General features: G+C 67.1%; 12 protein-coding genes and 1 pseudogene. 10 read left to right on the top strand and 3 right to left on the bottom strand.

The window, feature by feature from the left end; all coding sequences use genetic code 11:
• Window positions 1-567, bottom strand: coding sequence for a YqgE/AlgH family protein (locus tag QFZ41_RS04625; protein ID WP_429197667.1), 567 nt, complete (start codon window positions 565-567; stop codon window positions 1-3).
• Window positions 568-671: 104 nt separating this feature from the next.
• Here QFZ41_RS04625 and QFZ41_RS04620 point away from each other — a divergent pair, with 104 nt between their 5' ends.
• Window positions 672-986, top strand: a complete 315-nt coding sequence (locus QFZ41_RS04620; RefSeq protein ID WP_429197666.1) for a hypothetical protein — start codon at window positions 672-674, stop codon at window positions 984-986.
• Window positions 987-1085: 99 nt separating this feature from the next.
• Here the strand turns inward: QFZ41_RS04620 and QFZ41_RS04615 are convergent, their stop codons facing one another.
• Complete coding sequence (locus tag QFZ41_RS04615) at window positions 1086-1946, bottom strand: energy transducer TonB (RefSeq protein WP_429197665.1); 861 nt, start codon at window positions 1944-1946, stop codon at window positions 1086-1088.
• On the bottom strand, window positions 1943-2884 hold the full coding sequence (gene gshB / locus QFZ41_RS04610) for a glutathione synthase (protein ID WP_429197664.1): 942 nt from the start codon (window positions 2882-2884) through the stop codon (window positions 1943-1945). Before gshB ends, QFZ41_RS04615 begins: the two co-directional genes overlap by 4 nt.
• A 312-nt stretch (window positions 2885-3196) precedes the next feature.
• Between gshB and pilG the strand changes: the two genes are divergently transcribed.
• The 9 genes and pseudogenes from pilG (at window position 3197) to QFZ41_RS04565 (ending at window position 16124) form a co-directional block, all read left to right on the top strand.
• Window positions 3197-3553 (top strand): twitching motility response regulator PilG, encoded by a 357-nt coding sequence (pilG, locus tag QFZ41_RS04605; protein WP_371022263.1) that lies wholly within the window; start codon window positions 3197-3199, stop codon window positions 3551-3553.
• A gap of 36 nt (window positions 3554-3589) precedes the next feature.
• Window positions 3590-3964, top strand: a complete 375-nt coding sequence (locus QFZ41_RS04600) for a response regulator (protein ID WP_306851614.1) — start codon at window positions 3590-3592, stop codon at window positions 3962-3964.
• A 7-nt stretch (window positions 3965-3971) separates the two neighbouring features.
• Window positions 3972-4517 (top strand): chemotaxis protein CheW, encoded by a 546-nt coding sequence (locus QFZ41_RS04595; protein ID WP_429197663.1) that lies wholly within the window; start codon window positions 3972-3974, stop codon window positions 4515-4517.
• Between the two features lie 176 nt (window positions 4518-4693).
• Window positions 4694-6734, top strand: a pseudogene (locus QFZ41_RS04590) (methyl-accepting chemotaxis protein).
• A 4-nt stretch (window positions 6735-6738) separates the two neighbouring features.
• Window positions 6739-12885 (top strand): Hpt domain-containing protein, encoded by a 6147-nt coding sequence (locus tag QFZ41_RS04585; RefSeq protein ID WP_429197662.1) that lies wholly within the window; start codon window positions 6739-6741, stop codon window positions 12883-12885.
• Entirely contained in the window at window positions 12878-14596 is a 1719-nt protein-coding gene (locus QFZ41_RS04580; RefSeq protein ID WP_429197661.1) for a chemotaxis protein CheB, read from the top strand. The genes QFZ41_RS04585 and QFZ41_RS04580 overlap by 8 nt, the downstream gene beginning before the upstream one ends.
• Window positions 14593-15063, top strand: coding sequence for a chemotaxis protein CheW (locus tag QFZ41_RS04575; RefSeq protein ID WP_429197660.1), 471 nt, complete (start codon window positions 14593-14595; stop codon window positions 15061-15063). Before QFZ41_RS04580 ends, QFZ41_RS04575 begins: the two co-directional genes overlap by 4 nt.
• Before the next feature lie 211 nt (window positions 15064-15274).
• Entirely contained in the window at window positions 15275-15472 is a 198-nt protein-coding gene (gene hemP / locus QFZ41_RS04570; protein ID WP_429197659.1) for a hemin uptake protein HemP, read from the top strand.
• A gap of 91 nt (window positions 15473-15563) precedes the next feature.
• Window positions 15564-16124 (top strand): hypothetical protein, encoded by a 561-nt coding sequence (locus QFZ41_RS04565; protein WP_429197658.1) that lies wholly within the window; start codon window positions 15564-15566, stop codon window positions 16122-16124.
• Window positions 16125-16128 lie beyond the last annotated feature (4 nt).

Genomic DNA, 16128 nt, shown 5'->3' with positions numbered 1-16128 from the left:
TCAAGCGTGACCGGCGTAGCCGGCCAGCTGGGAGGGATCTTGCACGCCGAGCTTGCGTGCGGCGGCGACCCAGCGTTCGTCGATGGGCGTGTCGAAGATGATGCGCTCGTCGGCGCGCGTGGTGAGCCATGCGTTGTCCATCACTTCCTGCTCGAGCTGGCCGGCTTCCCAGCCGGCGTACCCGAGGGTGACGACGGCGCGCTGGGGGCCTTCACCCGCGGCCATGGCCACGAGGATGTCGCGCGACGTGGTAACCGACCAGTCTTCGTTCACGCGGTAGCTGGAGTCCCAGTTGCCGGGCTCGCGATGGAGCACGAAGCCGCGTTCCTGCTGGACAGGGCCGCCGATGAGCACGGGGTGGTCGGCGATTTCCGGATCGTCGCACGACAGTTTCATCTGGGCGAGGACATCGCCCAGGCGGTATTCGGAGATCTGGTTGATCAGCAGGCCGACCGCCCCGTCTTCGCCATGCTGGCAGAGGAAGGCGACGCCGCGCGCGAAGGGGGGCTCCGCCAGCGTGGGCATGGCGATGAGGAATTGCCCTGCGAAGGTGTTGGCGATCGTCATGGCCGCATTGTAGCCGCTACGAACATGAGCCGTGTGCGAATGTTCAGTGCTCCGCGCTTACCGTGTGCGCAAGATCACAAGGAGACGCCGTCATGCGGAAGGCAATGTTTACCAAGGGTTTTGTCGTCATTGCGCTGGTCCTGGCAGGCGCCGCCCAGGCGTCCGCGCCCAGCGCCTGGAAGGACTACGACCAACGGCTGACGCGCGCCTGCATCGCAGCCAGCGGCTTGAAGGACGCGAAGCCGGTGGGCGGCCCGATCCGGTACGACGACCGGGTGCCGGTCACCGCGCTGGTGCTGGCGGGGCGTTACCCGCAGAAGCACATGAACAACCGGCCCGGGCGGGAATTGGGCGTGTGGGACCGGAAGGCGGGGAAGGCGTACGTGAGTGAGGCGGACCAGTTGTTGCCTGCACGTTGAATCGCCGACAGGGTCGGCTCCCATCCAGACAGGTGGATTCCCGCCAGATCGGGCCGAGTTTCCAGATGGCGGGTGGGAGCCGACCATGCCGGCGATGGCTCAGTAGTTGCGCAGCACATTCCCCGGCAGGAACTGCCAGGTGCGCGTGATGTACAACTCGTCCACCCGCGTCTTATCCGAAGGCAGGGCGGGGAAGGGCGCGGCCAGGCGGACGATGCGCTGGGCGGCGTCGTCGAGCAGCTTCTGTCCTGAACTCTTGATCACGTCCATGCTCTTGATCGACCCGTCGCGATTGAGGCCGACCGTGAGCACCAGCTCGCCATGCAGGCCCTGCCGGCGCGCCTCGTCCGGATAGTTGAGGTTACCCACCCGCTCGACGCGGCCGACCCAGCCTTTCATGTAGGCGGCATAGACGTACTCGCGCGTGTTCGAGGAGATGAACTTCTTCTTCGGGCGCTTCGCGTATGCCTGCGACTGCTCACGGACCTCGGCCGCCAGCTTCGCCATTTCCAGCTTGCGCTGCACCTCGTCGTCGGCCAGTGGCAAGGGGCGTTCCTTCTGCTCGGTCTGCTCGCGCCGGGTGTCGACCGCGAAGGCTGTCTCGCCCGAGGTGGTGAGCAGCGCGTCCGGCGTGGCCTGGCGCGGCGTGGGCGCACGGGCTTCGGTCGGTTCGGCCGCATCGCCGGCGTTACGCGTGGGCAAGGGGCCCGACGCGCGCTCCGACGGACGCGCCGCCTTGTCCTGGTCGCCCCCGCCCGAATTGTTCGCCTGGGCCAGGAAGTCCGCCTTGTCCGGCGGCTCCTGGTTGGCGACGTCCACGAGGGTGACATCGAGCGTGGGCACGCTCGGTTTGGGCTTTTCCGCCTCGAAGGTGATGCCGAGGATGACGACACCGTGCAGCAGCAGCGAGAACAGCAGGGTCGCGCCGAACAGGTCGGCGCCGGTGGTACGGGTCGTCATCGGGCCTCGATCGCGTCGAACATCAGCCCGGCGATGTTAATGCCGAAGCGGGCGTCCAGTTCGCGCACGCCGGTCGGAGATGTGACGTTGATCTCGGTCAGGTAGTCGCCGATCACGTCCAGGCCCACGAAGCGCAGCCCCCGGCGGACCAGTTCCGGCCCGACCTGGGCGGCGATCCAGCGGTCGCGGTCGGACAGGGCGATGCCCTGGCCCTTGCCGCCGGCGGCAAGGTTGCCGCGGAACTCATCGCCCTGCGGAATGCGGGCCAGTGCGTAGGGCACCGGCTCGCCATCGATCAGCAGGATGCGCTTGTCGCCAGCGGTGATCTCGGGGATGTATTTCTGCGCGATGGCGAAATGGCGGGCGCCGTCGAGCAGGGTCTCGAGCATGGAGTTGAGGTTGCTGTCACCGGCCTTCACGCGGAAGATCCCACGCCCGCCCATGCCGTCCAGCGGCTTCAGCACGGCCTCTCCGTGGCTGGCGACGAACTGTTTCAGTTCGTCGCGGTCGCGCGAGACCAGGGTCGGCACGATGCACTGCGGGAAATCGAGAGCGAACAGTTTCTCGTTGCAATCGCGAAGCGAACGCGGGTCGTTCACCACCTTGCAGCCGGCGCGCTGGGCGCGCTCCAGTACCATGGTGTCGTAAATGAACTGGGCGTCGACCGGCGGGTCCTTGCGAGCGAGGACGATGTCGATCTCGCCAAGCGGGCGCCACTCCGGCTCGCCCAGCGTGAACCAGCCGGCGGGGTCCTCCTTCACCGTGAGCGGGCGCAGCCGCGCCCATGCCTCGCCGCCGCGCAGGGCCAGGTCGCCTTGCTCCATGTAGAGCAGGCCATGGCCCCGGCGCGACGCTTCCAGGAGCATGGCGAAGGTGGTGTCCTTGGCGATCTTGATCGCGCGGATCGGGTCCATCAGTACGGCGACGGAGAGCGGCATGGAGGTGTCCCGGTAGGCAGGAAAGGTGCCAAGTCTAGTCAAGGCGGGCGGAATTGGGGCGAATTCGGCAGATGCCGCGTTTCCTTTAAGAACAATTCATCTTGACGCAGCCCCGGCCAACCATTAAACAGCGGACGGGAGGAACGCCGAAGAGCGGGCCGCTGGAGCCGTCGGTTCCGGACATCGACCTGGCGCACGGAATAGTCGGCACGAAACCGGCTATCCTGCGGCGGGATTTGCGGTTTTTTTGCGTGGCACGGGGGCGCAGTGAACGAAAACGGACGCGGTAACGACCTGACGGGGTTGCGGGTCATGGTCATCGACGATTCGAAAACCATCCGACGCACGGCCGAGACCCTGCTGAAGAAGGAAGGCTGCGACGTTCTCACCGCGGTCGACGGTTTCGAGGCCCTGGCCAAGATCTCCGACCAGAAGCCGAACATCATCTTCGTCGACATCATGATGCCGCGCCTGGATGGCTACCAGACCTGCGCACTGATCAAGAACAACGCCCAGTTCCGCGGCACGCCGGTGATCATGCTGTCCTCCAAGGACGGCCTGTTCGACAAGGCCCGTGGCCGCATCGTGGGTGCCGAGCAGTACCTCACCAAGCCGTTCACCCGCGACGAACTCCTCGGCGCGATCCATCGCTACGCGAAGGCGAACTGACCGTACATCACCGCTAGACGACGTCCAGGGGGACGTGTGGCAAACATTCTCATCATCGACGATTCGCCCACCGACGTCCGCGTGTTCACCACGTTGCTCGAGAAGGCGGGTTTCTCCGTTTCCAGCGTCGACAACGCCGAGGCCGGCCTCGATCGCATCCGTGCGAACAAGCCCGACCTGGTGATCATGGACGTGATCATGCCGGGCATGAATGGCTTCCAGGCCACCCGCACGCTGAGCCGGGATCCGGCGACGGCGGACGTGCCCGTGGTGATGATCACGACCAAGTCCATGGAAACCGACCGCGTGTGGGGCCTGCGCCAGGGTGCCAAGGCGTTCATCACCAAGCCGGTGAACGAGAAGGAACTGCTCTCGACCATCGCCAGCCTCCTGCCGAACAAGACGCATTGAGGACGCCATGAGCGAGAACGCCTCACTTACGCCTTTCGAGCTCCTGGCCCGCTACGAGAGGGCGTGCCTGACCCATTCGGCCGACGCGCCCGAACGCGTGGACGGGGTTGGCCTGTGGCGGGGCATCGGTTTCCGCGTGGGGCGCCGTGCCTTCGTCAGCGGGATCGAGGAAATCAACGAGCTGCTGGCCGTGCCGCCGTTGACCAACGTTCCGGGCACGCAGCCGTGGCTGATGGGCGTGGCCAACGTGCGCGGCAACCTGGTGCCGGCGATCGACCTCGGGCGGTTCCTGTTCGACGAACGCACGCCGTCGTCGGAGCGTACGCGTTTGCTGCTGGTGCGCCAGCATGGCGGCACGGTGGGCCTGCTGGTCGACGAGGTGTTCGGCCAGCGTACGATGGACGAGGCACAGCGCGGCACGGGCGAGGAAGAGCACGATCCGCGGGTGGCGCGCTTCGTCGCGGAAAACGTGCAGTTGGGTGAACAGACGTTCGGCTTGTTCAGCATGAGCCGGCTGGTTCGTGCGCCGGACTTTAGGCAGGCGGCGTTGTAAGACGCCTCATTGGGGGAGGGGGACGGCCGGGTGGCCGGCCCCTGACAGGACAGGCGGAGCCGGCATGGCCGGCTTCGCGATGGGAACGGAGGGGCGGTCAGCGCGACCGCTTCGTCTTGCCGGCGGCCTCGTCGAGGCGCCGGTGGCTAGCTTTGCCAGGTTTGGGTGAGGTGGATATGAGTACGACAGCAGGCGGCGCAGGCCGGGAACGCGGGTACACGATCGTCATCGTGTTCCTTCTCCTGGCGATCGGTTTGGCGTCGGTCGACTTCTGGTGGCTGAACAACAAGAACGGCGAGGACCGCGAGGCTATCGCGCTGACAACCCAGGTGCAGGTGCTTTCGCAGCAGACCGCGAAGTACGCGCTCGAGGCGTCGGACGGCAATCGCGACTCGTTCCGTGAACTGTCGGCCACGCGAAACACGATCGACTCGGCCGTGCAGCGCCTGGTGAAAGGCGACGACAAGACCGGCATGCCGGCCTACGCGGACGCCAGCGCCAACGCCGCCCCGGCGGGCCGCGCGATCGGCGCGCTGGCCAACGCCTGGCACCAGCTCGACGCGGACATCGGCAAGATCCTGTCCAACAAGGATCTCGTGCTGTCGTCGGGTGAGCGCGCCGACCTGTTCTCCAAGCAGATGCCGCTGCTGAACGCGCGCACCGACGAGGTGCTCAACATCGTCCAGCAGAAGAACGCCTCGGTGGAGCAGACCTTCACCATCGCCCGCTGGATGCTGATGGCCGACCGCATGATCCGCCGCGTGCAGGAGATCCTGCAGGGTGGCGACGGCGGCGCAATCCGCCGCCGACGGCCTGTCCCGCGACGCCCAGTTGTATGGCGCCGTGCTGAAGGGTCTGGTCGACGGTAACCCGGACGGTGGCGTACGCGCCATCGGCGACGCGAACGCCCGCAAGATCCTCGAAGGCATGCAGACGTCCTGGGCGGAGCTGGTCGACCCGGTCGGACAGCTCGTCGCCGCCTCGCCGAACCTGCAGGACGTGAAGCGCGCCGGTAACCAGGCCTCGCTCGATTCGCAGACGGTTCTGCTTCGCGCGAACGAATCCGCGGAACAGATCGCCAAGCTGCCGCTGACCCGCCTGTTCCCCAATGTGTGGTGGGGCTTGCTCGGCGCCATCGGCGCCGTGCTGTTCGCCCTGCTGCTGGTCTACAACCTCGTGCGCGACCAGCGCCGCCGGTTCGAGACGACATCCGATCTGAACCAGCGTAACCAGAACGCGATCATGCGCTTGCTGGACGAGATGGGTACGCTCGCCGAAGGCGACCTGACCATCAAGGCCACCGTGACCGAGGACATCACGGGCGCCATCGCGGACGCCATGAACTCCGCGGTCGACGAGATGCGCAACCTCGTCACCACGATCAACGAGACCGCCGTGCGCGTGTCCGCGGCGGCACAGGAGACCCAGGCCACCGCCATGCACCTGGCCGACGCGGCGGAACAGCAGGCGCAACAGATCACTTCGGCGACCTCCGCGATCAACCTGATCGCCACGTCGATGGATACGGTGTCGAAGGATTCGGCCGAATCGGCCGACGTGGCCCAGCGCTCGGTGCAGATCGCTTCGCGTGGCGCGGAAGTGGTGCGCGAGACGATCCAGGGCATGGACTCCATTCGCGACCAGATCCAGGAAACGTCCAAGCGCATCAAGCGACTGGGTGAGTCCTCGCAGGAAATTGGCTCGATCGTGGAACTCATCAACGACATCGCCGAGCAGACCAATATCCTCGCCTTGAACGCGGCCATCCAGGCGGCATCGGCCGGTGAGGCGGGCCGCGGTTTCGCGGTGGTCGCGGACGAAGTGCAGCGCCTCGCCGAACGTTCGGCGAGCGCGACCAAGCGAATCGAGACCCTGGTCCAGACCATTCAGTCCGATACCAACGAAGCGGTCAGTTCGATGGAGCAGACCACCGCGGAAGTGGTGGCCGGCGCACGGCTGGCGGAGGACGCGGGTACCGCGCTGGGCGACATCGAGCGCGTCTCGAACGACCTCTCGGCGCTGATTCAGAACATCTCCGCGGCGGCACGCCAGCAGTCCGCGGCGGCGACCGACACCTCGGCGACGATGAACGTCATCCAGGAGATCACCTCGCAGACATCGCTGGGTGCCAGCCAGACCGCCGAGTCGATCGGAAACCTGGCCCAGCTCGCGAACGACCTGCGCCTGTCCGTCGCGAACTTCAAGCTCCCGGGCTAATGCAGTGAGACTTCAAGACCATACCGATTTCACCACGCTGCACTGGGTCAAGGCCGAGCTCGATGACGCCTTGTCCAAGGCACGCCAGGCCCTCGAGTCCTACGTCGAGGACTCGCGCGACGCCTATGTCATGCACACCTGCGCGGCGGACCTGCACCAGGTCCACGGCACGTTGCGTATGGTCGAGCTCTATGGCGCCGCGATGGTCGTCGGCGAAATGGAGCAGCTGGTCGCCGCGCTGATCGATGACCGCGTCGCCCATCGCGACGACGCCTATGCCGCCCTGATGCGCGGCATGATGCAGATGCCCGATTACCTGGAGCGCCTGCAGAGCGGTCACCGTGACGTGCCCATCGTGCTGTTGCCGCTGCTCAACGACCTGCGCGAAAGCCGGGGCGAGCAGTCGTTGCACGAGTCCGCGTTGTTCACGCCGAACCTCGACACGGTGCTCCCGGCGACCGCGCCCGGGGCGGCCCATCCGGGCGTGGCCGAGGCACACCGCGGCGAGCTGGGCGACCTGCGCGTGCGTTTCCAGCAACAGTTGCTGGCGTGGTTCCGCGGGCAGGGCAACGAGCGCCAGTTGCTCGGCATGCGCGCGACGCTCGACAGCCTTGCCGCGCGTTGCTACACGATCGCCGGGCGGCGGCTGTGGTGGATCGCCGCCGGTGTGCTGGAAGGGCTGGAGCGCGGCGTTTTGCGAGCCCACGAGAAAGACGTGCGCCAGCTCATCGGCCGCGTCGACCGCTCCATCCGCGAACTTGTCGATGGTGGTGAGGATGCGCTGCAGAACGGCGATTCCGACGAACTGGCGCGCAAGCTCCTTTACTACGTCGCCCAGGCCAAGCCCGGCAGCGAGCGGATCGAGGAATTGCGCCAGACCTACCGCCTCGACGGTTTGCTGCCGCAGGCCGCCGAGCTAGAGCACGCACGTGGCTCGATGTCTGGGCACAATCGCGCCTTGCTGGACACCGTCTCGGCCGCGATCAAGGACGACCTGCTTCGCGTGAAGGAAGCGCTCGACCTGTTCCTGCGCCGTCCGGATGGCGATCCCGCCCAGCTGGGATTGCAGACCGACGTACTCGACCGCGTGGGCGACACCCTGGGCATGCTGGCCCTGGGCGTGCCGCGCCGTGTCGTGGGCGAACAGCGCCGCATCCTCGGCGAGATCGCCACGGGCGCGCGTGCGCCCGACGAGGAATCCCTGCTCGACGTCGCCGGCGCGCTGCTCTATGTCGAGGCCTCGCTGGACGACCATATCGAACGCCTCGGCGCGGAAGGCGACCATGCTTCGCCGTCGAGCGACCTCGGCCCGGCGCCGCTGCCGCGCAGCGAGGCCCGGCACATCCTGGCCACGCTGATGCGCGAGGCCACCGCGAACACGTCGAGGGTGAAGGACGCGATCGTCGGCTTCGTCGAATCCTCGTGGGATCACGAACAACTCGCCGGCTCGCCGGAGCTGATGGCGGAGATAGGCGGTGCGATGCGCATGCTCGGTGCGGCGCGTCCCGCCGAGCTGGCCGACGGCATCGGTTTGTTCATCCATCGCGAACTGCTGGGCGACCGGCGCGTGCCGAACGGCACGCAGATGGACCGGTTGGCGGATGCGCTGGCCGCGCTGGAATATTACCTGGAGGCCGCGCGCGAACATCGCGGTGGCCTGGAACACATCCTCGACGTCACCCAGCAGAGCCTTGCCGAGCTCGGCTATTGGCCAGTGCCGGTGGAGGGCGAAAACGAAGCACTCGGCGAGGCTGCGCTCGAGGAGATCGAGGCGGTGGCCATCGAACATATCGCCGTGCCGTCGACCAGTGCCGATGCGGGCGAAACGGTATCGAGCTTCGCCGATACCTTCGATCTCGTGGACGAGCCCCCCGCGGACGAGGAAGCCGCCGACGTATCCGGCGACACCGCCACTGCGTCCACGCCCGCCGTGGCCGCTGGCGATGACGACTGGATCGAGATCGAGGAAGAAGTCGAGCAGGAAGTGGGCGGACACGGCATGGCCGAGTTCGCCGGTTTCCAGATCACGGTGGACGGCATCGACGACGAGATCCGCGAGATCTTCCTCGAGGAAACCGACGAGGAAATCGCCAATCTCCGCGCCGGTCTGGGCCACTGGTTGACCGACCCCGAGCGCAGCGACGCACTCGTGCCCATCCGGCGTTCGTTCCATACGCTGAAGGGTTCCGGCCGCCTCGTCGGCGCGCGCCTGCTGGGCGAGTTCGCCTGGAAGGTCGAGAACATGCTCAACCGCGTGCTCGACGGATCCATCGGGCCGCACGAAGGGGTCCAGGCGCTCGTTCGCCATGCCGTCGACGCGCTGCCGCAACTCAAGGCCGCGCTCGAAGGCGATGCCACGCCTGGCGCCCCGATCGCCGCGATCATGGAAACCGCCGACCGCCTGGCGATGGGCGACACCGCCTTCGTCGAAGACGTGGCGCGCAGTTCCATCCATCGCGTGCGCAGCAAGGTCAAGCGCCGCGTGCCTCGCGATACCATCGCCGCCGTGCCGACGGCCGGCTTCGCCGCGTATGGCCAGCCCCCGGCCCCGGCCGAAGACGGCCCGGACGCCATCGAGGCCGCGTTCGACGAACCGGCCTATGTCGCGCCGCCGCTGCCGCCCGTGGACTCGGTCCTTCTGGACATCCTGCGCACGGAAGTCGCGCAATACCTCAACGTGATCCGCGCCAACCTGGCGCGCGCCGGAGACGGCGACCTCCAGGTGGACGACGCCCTGCTGCGTGCCGTGCACACGTTGCACGGCGCGATCGGCATGGTCGACATCCCCGTGCTGATCCAGGTTCTGGCGCCGCTGGAAGGCCTGATCAAGCGTGTTCGCGCCACGGGCCTGCCGTTGAGCAAGGACGGCGTCGACGCATTGACCGACACGGCCGACCTGGTCGACCACGTGATGGAGCAGTTCGACGCGCCCGATCCGCGTGTGCCGGACGTCGTGGCGCTGGCCGCCCGCATCATCGCGCTGCGCGACGAGCAACCAGAAGCCACGGTCGCGCACATCCTCTACGAGCCCGACCCGCTGCCGTTCGATGACGAACTCGTCGAGGGCGCACTGCCGATCGACACGGGCTCCATCGACGCGTTCACGGAAACAGCGGAAGCGTACCTGCCGGAACAGGCGGAAGTAACGAGCGTTCCGTCACTCGACGAAGCACTGATCGCGGAAGAGATCGCGGAAGAAGAAGGCGAGCTTCCGGGGATCGAGCTGGCACCGGTCGAGCCGGTCGGTGGCAACGAGGATTTCACCGCCGAACTGTTGGCGTCGCTCGAAAGCTTCGAAAACTTCGAGATCGATAAGCCGGAAGGCGAGGTCAAGCCGATCCTCGCGTTCGACGCCGAGGAAGACGCCGCCTGGCGTGCGCTGGTGGGCGAGGACACCGAAGCGGAAGCGCTGCCGCAGCCGATGACGCGCGACGGCGAGGTGTTGCATACGGATGGTGGGCTGGTCGAACCGCTCGTCGTCGAGGAAGAGATCGACGAGACGGTGTCGGAGGAGGAAGGGTTCGTCGCGGACGAGTTGCCCGCTTCGCAGGAATCGCCGACAGGGTCGGCTCCCACTGAACCTTCCACTGAAGCTGAACCTTCCAGCGAAGTCGAGCTTTCCGTCGGCACGGATGGGCCTGAGGGTGGGTTCGAGCCGGTGGTTATCGAGGACCAGTCGCACGAGGCATTGGCGGAGCCGGTGCATACGCCGGCCGACGAGCCGGTGGTGGCGCTGGTGCCGGAGTTGCCGCCTTACGCGGATATCGATCCGGACCTGCTCGAGGTCTTCATCGAGGAAGGCCGCGAAATTCTCGACCACGCCGACGCGGCCCTTGCATCGTGGCGTGCCGAGCCGGAGCAGGCGGAGCACGTGACCGCGTTGCAGCGTGACCTGCATACGCTGAAGGGCAGTGCGCGCATGGCGGGCATGGCCGCGGTCGGCGACCTGTCGCATGCGATGGAAGCGCTGCTCGACGCGGTGGCCGGTGGCCAGCGCGAAAGCGACCGTCCCGCCATCGAGGCGACCGAGGCCGGCTTCGACCGTCTGCACGGCATGATCCAGAGCATCGCCCTGGGCAAGCCGATCGGCTTGACCGACGCGGATATCGAACCGTTCGCACGGCTCGCCGGCGCACCGATCGCACCCGACACCGTCACGGCCGAGACGTACCGCGAGGAACGCGAAGCCGCGATCGTCGAATACGCGCCGGTGCTCCCCGAACCGATCCACGAGCCGGAGCCGGCGCAGGCGATCGAACGCGACCTGCCGGAGCTTCTGCCGGAGTTCGAGGAAGAAGAACTCCAGCGTGCATCGCAGGAGCAGATCCGTGTCCGCGCCGACATGCTCGACACCCTGGTCAACCACGCGGGCGAGGTCTCGATCTACCGTTCGCGCCTGGAACAGCAGACGGCGAGCTTCCGTTCCGCGCTCACCGAGCACGAGCAGACGGTCAGCCGACTGCGCAGCCAGCTGCGCATGCTGGAGATCGAGACCGAGGCGCAGATCATCGCGCGCTACCACCAGGAGCACCGCGACACCGGCGTGGCGGCCTTCGACCCGCTCGAGCTCGACCGCTTCTCGCAGTTGCAGCAGTACTCGCGAGCGCTGGCGGAGTCGGTGTCCGACCTTGTCTCTCTGCAGACCATCCTCGACGAGTTGACCCGTCAGTCCGAGAACCTCCTGCTCCAGCAGCAGCGAGTGAACGCGGAACTGCAGGAAGGCCTCATGCAGACGCGCATGTTGCCGTTCGACGCGATGGTGCCTAACCTTCGCCGCACCCTGCGCCAGGCCGCCTCCGACGTGGGCAAGCGTGCGCAGCTGGTGGTGGAGGGCGCCAACGGCGAAATGGACCGCAACATGCTCGACCGCATCAAGGCGCCGTTCGAACACATGTTGCGCAACGCCGTGGCGCATGGCATCGAGCCACCGGAGGCTCGCGAGGCCGCCGGCAAGAATCCCGAAGGCACGGTGCGCATCCAGGTCGCCCGCGAAGCCACCGAAGTGGTGGTGCGCCTTTCCGACGACGGTGCCGGCATGGATCGCGACGCGATCCGCGCCAAGGCGATCGAACGTGGCCTGCTACGCCCGGACGCCCGCGTGTCCGACGACCAGATCTTCCAGCTCACCCAGGTTCCCGGGTTCTCCACCGCGGAGACGGTGACCCAGGTGGCGGGTCGCGGCGTCGGCATGGACGTGGTCGCCAACGAGATCAAGCAGCTCGGCGGCACGCTCGGCATCGAGTCGCAGAAGGGCACGGGCACCACCTTCGTCATGCGCCTGCCGTTCACCCTCGCGGTGACCCAGGCCTTGATCGTACGCATCGGTGAAACGAACTTCGCGATCCCGATGACATCGGTGCATGGCGTGGCTCGCGTGGCGCCGAACGAACTGGCCCATCGCATGGCCGACGATCACCCCAGCTTCGAGTACGTGGGCGAGGATTACGGCATCCACGATCTACCGCAGTTGCTCGGCCTGCACGTGGTGTCGACGCCGGATGAGGGCGACATCCCGCTGCTGCTCGCGCGCTCGGGCGACCTGCGTGCCGCGATCCGTGTCGATGCCGTGCTCGGTTCGCGCGAAATCGTGGTCAAACCGGTCGGTCCGCAGGTGAGCTCGGTGCCCGGCATCCTCGGTGCGACGATCATGGGCGACGGTTCGGTGCTGATGATTCTCGACCTCGCGCCGCTGGTCCGCCACGGCGTGGCGCGCCGCGCGTTCGAAGCCGAAGCGCTGGTGCCGCACGCGCCGCGCGCGCAGGACGAAGTGCGCGTGAAGCCGCTGGTCATGGTGGTCGACGATTCGATCACGATGCGCAAGGTCACCGGCCGCGTGCTCGAGCGGCACGAGTTCGAGGTGATGACGGCGAAGGATGGCGTGGACGCGCTGGAGAAGCTCAACGAGCGCGTGCCCGACCTGATGCTGCTCGACATCGAGATGCCGCGCATGGACGGCTACGAGCTGGCGACGCAGATGAAGGCGGACGAGCGGCTCGCTGGCGTACCGATCATCATGATCACCTCGCGCACCGGCGACAAGCATCGCCAGCGCGCCTTCGACATCGGTGTCGACCGGTACATCGGCAAGCCGTATCAGGAGAACGACCTCATCGTGCAGATCAACGACGTGCTCGGAGTCCACCATGGTTGATCGTGAGTCGAGGGTCGCGTTGCTGTTCGATGACGGCAGCCTCTCCGCGCACCTGCGCGAGGCGCTCGTCGAGCAGGGCGCGCGCATCGTCTACGAATCCGACCTCGGCTCGTTCGCGCCCGCCGAGCTGGTCGGATCGTCGGCGAACGTCGTGGTGGTCGATCTGGACGATCCCAGCGATGCGGACCTCGATCGACTCTACGATACGGTGGAGGGTGGGCATCCGCGCCTCGTATTCAACGATGCCGACGTGAGCCGCAAGCTGGAAGGCTGGGACCGTGCCCGCTGGGCGCGTCACCTCGCCGCGAAGCTCGTCGGCGAAATGGCGCAGGACCCGCCGCGTCCCGAAGACGCGCGCGCCATCGAACCGCGCGTGGCCGCCATGGCTGGTGTCGCCGCGCCGGCAGAGGTCGTCTTCGACGAGCCGCTCGTGGACGATCTCGCGATCACCGGTAGTCATGGCTATCCCGAGACGTCGATGGTCGAGGCCGACATGGCCGCGGCCGGCACGCCCTACGACGTGGGCGGCGGCGCCGACGAGTTCGTCGACGAACTGACTTTCTCGACGCCTTTGTCCGATGCCGACGCGGAAGACCTCGACGCCGATCCGGCCGACCTCGCGGCGGAACTCGAAGCACTGCTCGCCGATACCGACGCGGCCTCGCTAGACGAGTCCGACGGCCTCGACCTGCCTTCCACGCCCGTCGAACTGACCGAGCTGGCATCGCTCGACCTGTCCGGATTCGAGGTGATCGAGGAAGAACCCACACCCGCGCCCGCCCCGGAAAACGGCTTCGACGCCAGCCGCTTCAGCCTGGAGTCGATCGACGACGAAACGTCGCCGGAGGCGATCCGCGAACCGGCCGAGTCGTTGCAGATCGAAGGGCGCGCGACCGAGTACGTGCCGCCGCCGGTGCCCGAATGGGACCTGGTCGACCACGACACCATCGTTGCCGAACCCGTCGCACGCGTCGCACCAGCCGACTTCGGCATCGAGACCATCAGTGCCGCCGAATACCTTGCGCAGGACGTGGTCGACGATGGCTCGCATGGCATCGAATCCGGATTCACGCTCGAACTGGTGTCGATGGAGGAAGCGGTGGCCCCATCCACCGACGGCCAGTTCTCCCATGAGATGTTCCTCGAAGCGGCACCACGCGCGGTCCGCCGCGTGATCGCGCTGGCGGGCGCGCGGGAGAGCGAAGCCTCGATCGCCGCTTTCCTTGCGGCGTTGCCCGAACGCCTGCCAGGTGTCCTGCTCGTGGCGGCACACCACGACGGCGACTCCCAGGCGTTCGCTGCCCGCCTGGGTCGCGCGCGCGTCGCCGGTGAGCGTTCGCATACCGTCCATGGCGAATGCCTGGTCGTGCCCCGTGGCTCGCATGTGCAGATTCGCCGCGACGGCAGCGTCACCGTACGTGACGACGGCAGCGCCTCCAGCGCGGTGGGCCCGTCGATCGACGGCATCCTCAGTACGATCGCCGGTGGTTTCGGCGCCGACGCGCTGGCGATCGTCTTCGCCGGGCGCGGCAACGACGCCGTCGCCGGTGCGCAGGCGGTCTATGACGCCGGCGGCCGCGTATGGGTCGAGACCGTGCCGCCGGAAGACGAGGCGGGCCACATGGTCGCCGGCGTTCGCGAAGAACGCGTGGCCGGCTATGCCGGCGACGTGCAGGCGCTGGCGCAGAAACTGATCGAGGAATTCCCATGAGCGAGCCGTTACCGCGCGAAATCCGCTGCGTCCTGATTCCCAGCGGCGGCGTCCGCTTGCTGCTGCCCAATGCCGCCGTCGCCGAAGTGATCACGCTCGCGGGCGTGGAGCCCGTGGCGGACGCGCCAGCCTGGTTGCTCGGCCGGATCGCCTGGCGCGGCTGGAGCATCCCGCTGGTCAACTTCGACCATGTCGCCAGCCTCGCCGACGACGCACCGCCCCAGGCATCACGCGTGGCCGTGCTCAAAGCGGTCGGCCATCGGCCGGACATGCCTTACATCGCGGTACTCACGCACGGCTTCCCGCGCCTGACCACGCTCAACGCGGAACTGCTGTTGCCCACGCATGACGGGCATGAGCTGCCGTTCGGCGTGCGCGCTCGCGTACTGGTGCGCGACGATACGGCGGTGATTCCCGACCTGGATCAGTTGGAAGAAACCCTGTCGGAAATGCTGGCGGAAGCCTGAGTCGATTCTGTCGTAGGGCAAACCCCAAGCCCGGTGGGAGCCGACCCTGTCGGCGATCCCGCGGCAGCGGGCCAGGTTACGGCAAACACCCATCGCCGACAGGGTCGGCTCCCACCTTGAGCGGATGCCACAAAAGCCGCCGCAGGGGGCTTGACGTGTAATTGAGAATCATTATCATCAACTCCGCACCCTCAATCGCGGAGTCCCGATCATGCTGCTTCGAACGCTCCCCCTTTCCGACAATGGCGGCCGCGAGAAGGTCGTCCCGCTTCGTGTCGCTCCCATGGTCACGCGCCGCATCGAGAGCAAGAACCTGCTCGATGGTTCGCGCGAACTCGTCATCGAGCACCAGGGCAGTGAGTACCACCTGCGCCTGACCCGCAATGACAAGCTGATCCTGACCAAGTAAACGCAGCTTCTCCCCGACGCCAAGCCACGCGGGTTCTCCCCGGACCGCCCAGCCAGGCATCCCTCGACCGCTTTCGTCACCGGGAGACGTCATGTTCGGCTGGCTCGCATCCTTCGGCGTTCACTCGCGCGCCCGTTCCACCGCCGCCACCACGCGCTGGCTGGCGCTCGCGCCACGCAGCCTGTTCGAAGGGCTGGGGCAACTGGGCGGCGTGCTCTACCTCGCGCCACGCTTGGCGTCGTGTCCCGGCCAGACTGAACCCGCTCGCGGCTGCCTCGTCGAGTCCGCCGATCTCGCGCCGCTTCTCGCAACGCGTTACGTGGGCCTCACCTGTGCCATCACCGCCGAAGGTCCGCGCGAATGGATCGATTGCGTGAATGGGAAGGGCGGCACGGTGGCTCGTATCTATCTACTGCCGGATACCGACTATCTCGCCTGGGATGGCCTCTTCGCCGATGCCTTGCCCATCATCGAACCCGAACGCGGCACGCCGGACCGCGAATGGATGCGCGCGTCACGCGCGCGCATCCTCTCCTTCACCCGCCGCCGGCTCGCCGGTTTCACCGTCCTGGGTACGTGCGAGGTGCCCGTGTCCTCGCTTGGCCGCGGCGTGGCGCGCGACATCGCCGTCTCGGAGTCGGTAGGCATCTGACCCG

Origin of the sequence: Luteibacter sp. W1I16 (genome assembly GCF_050434905.1) — a bacterium.
Lineage (GTDB): Bacteria > Pseudomonadota > Gammaproteobacteria > Xanthomonadales > Rhodanobacteraceae > Luteibacter.
The sequence above is the reverse complement of the archived record's forward strand: the minus strand, read 5'-3'. Positions and strand labels throughout refer to the sequence as shown.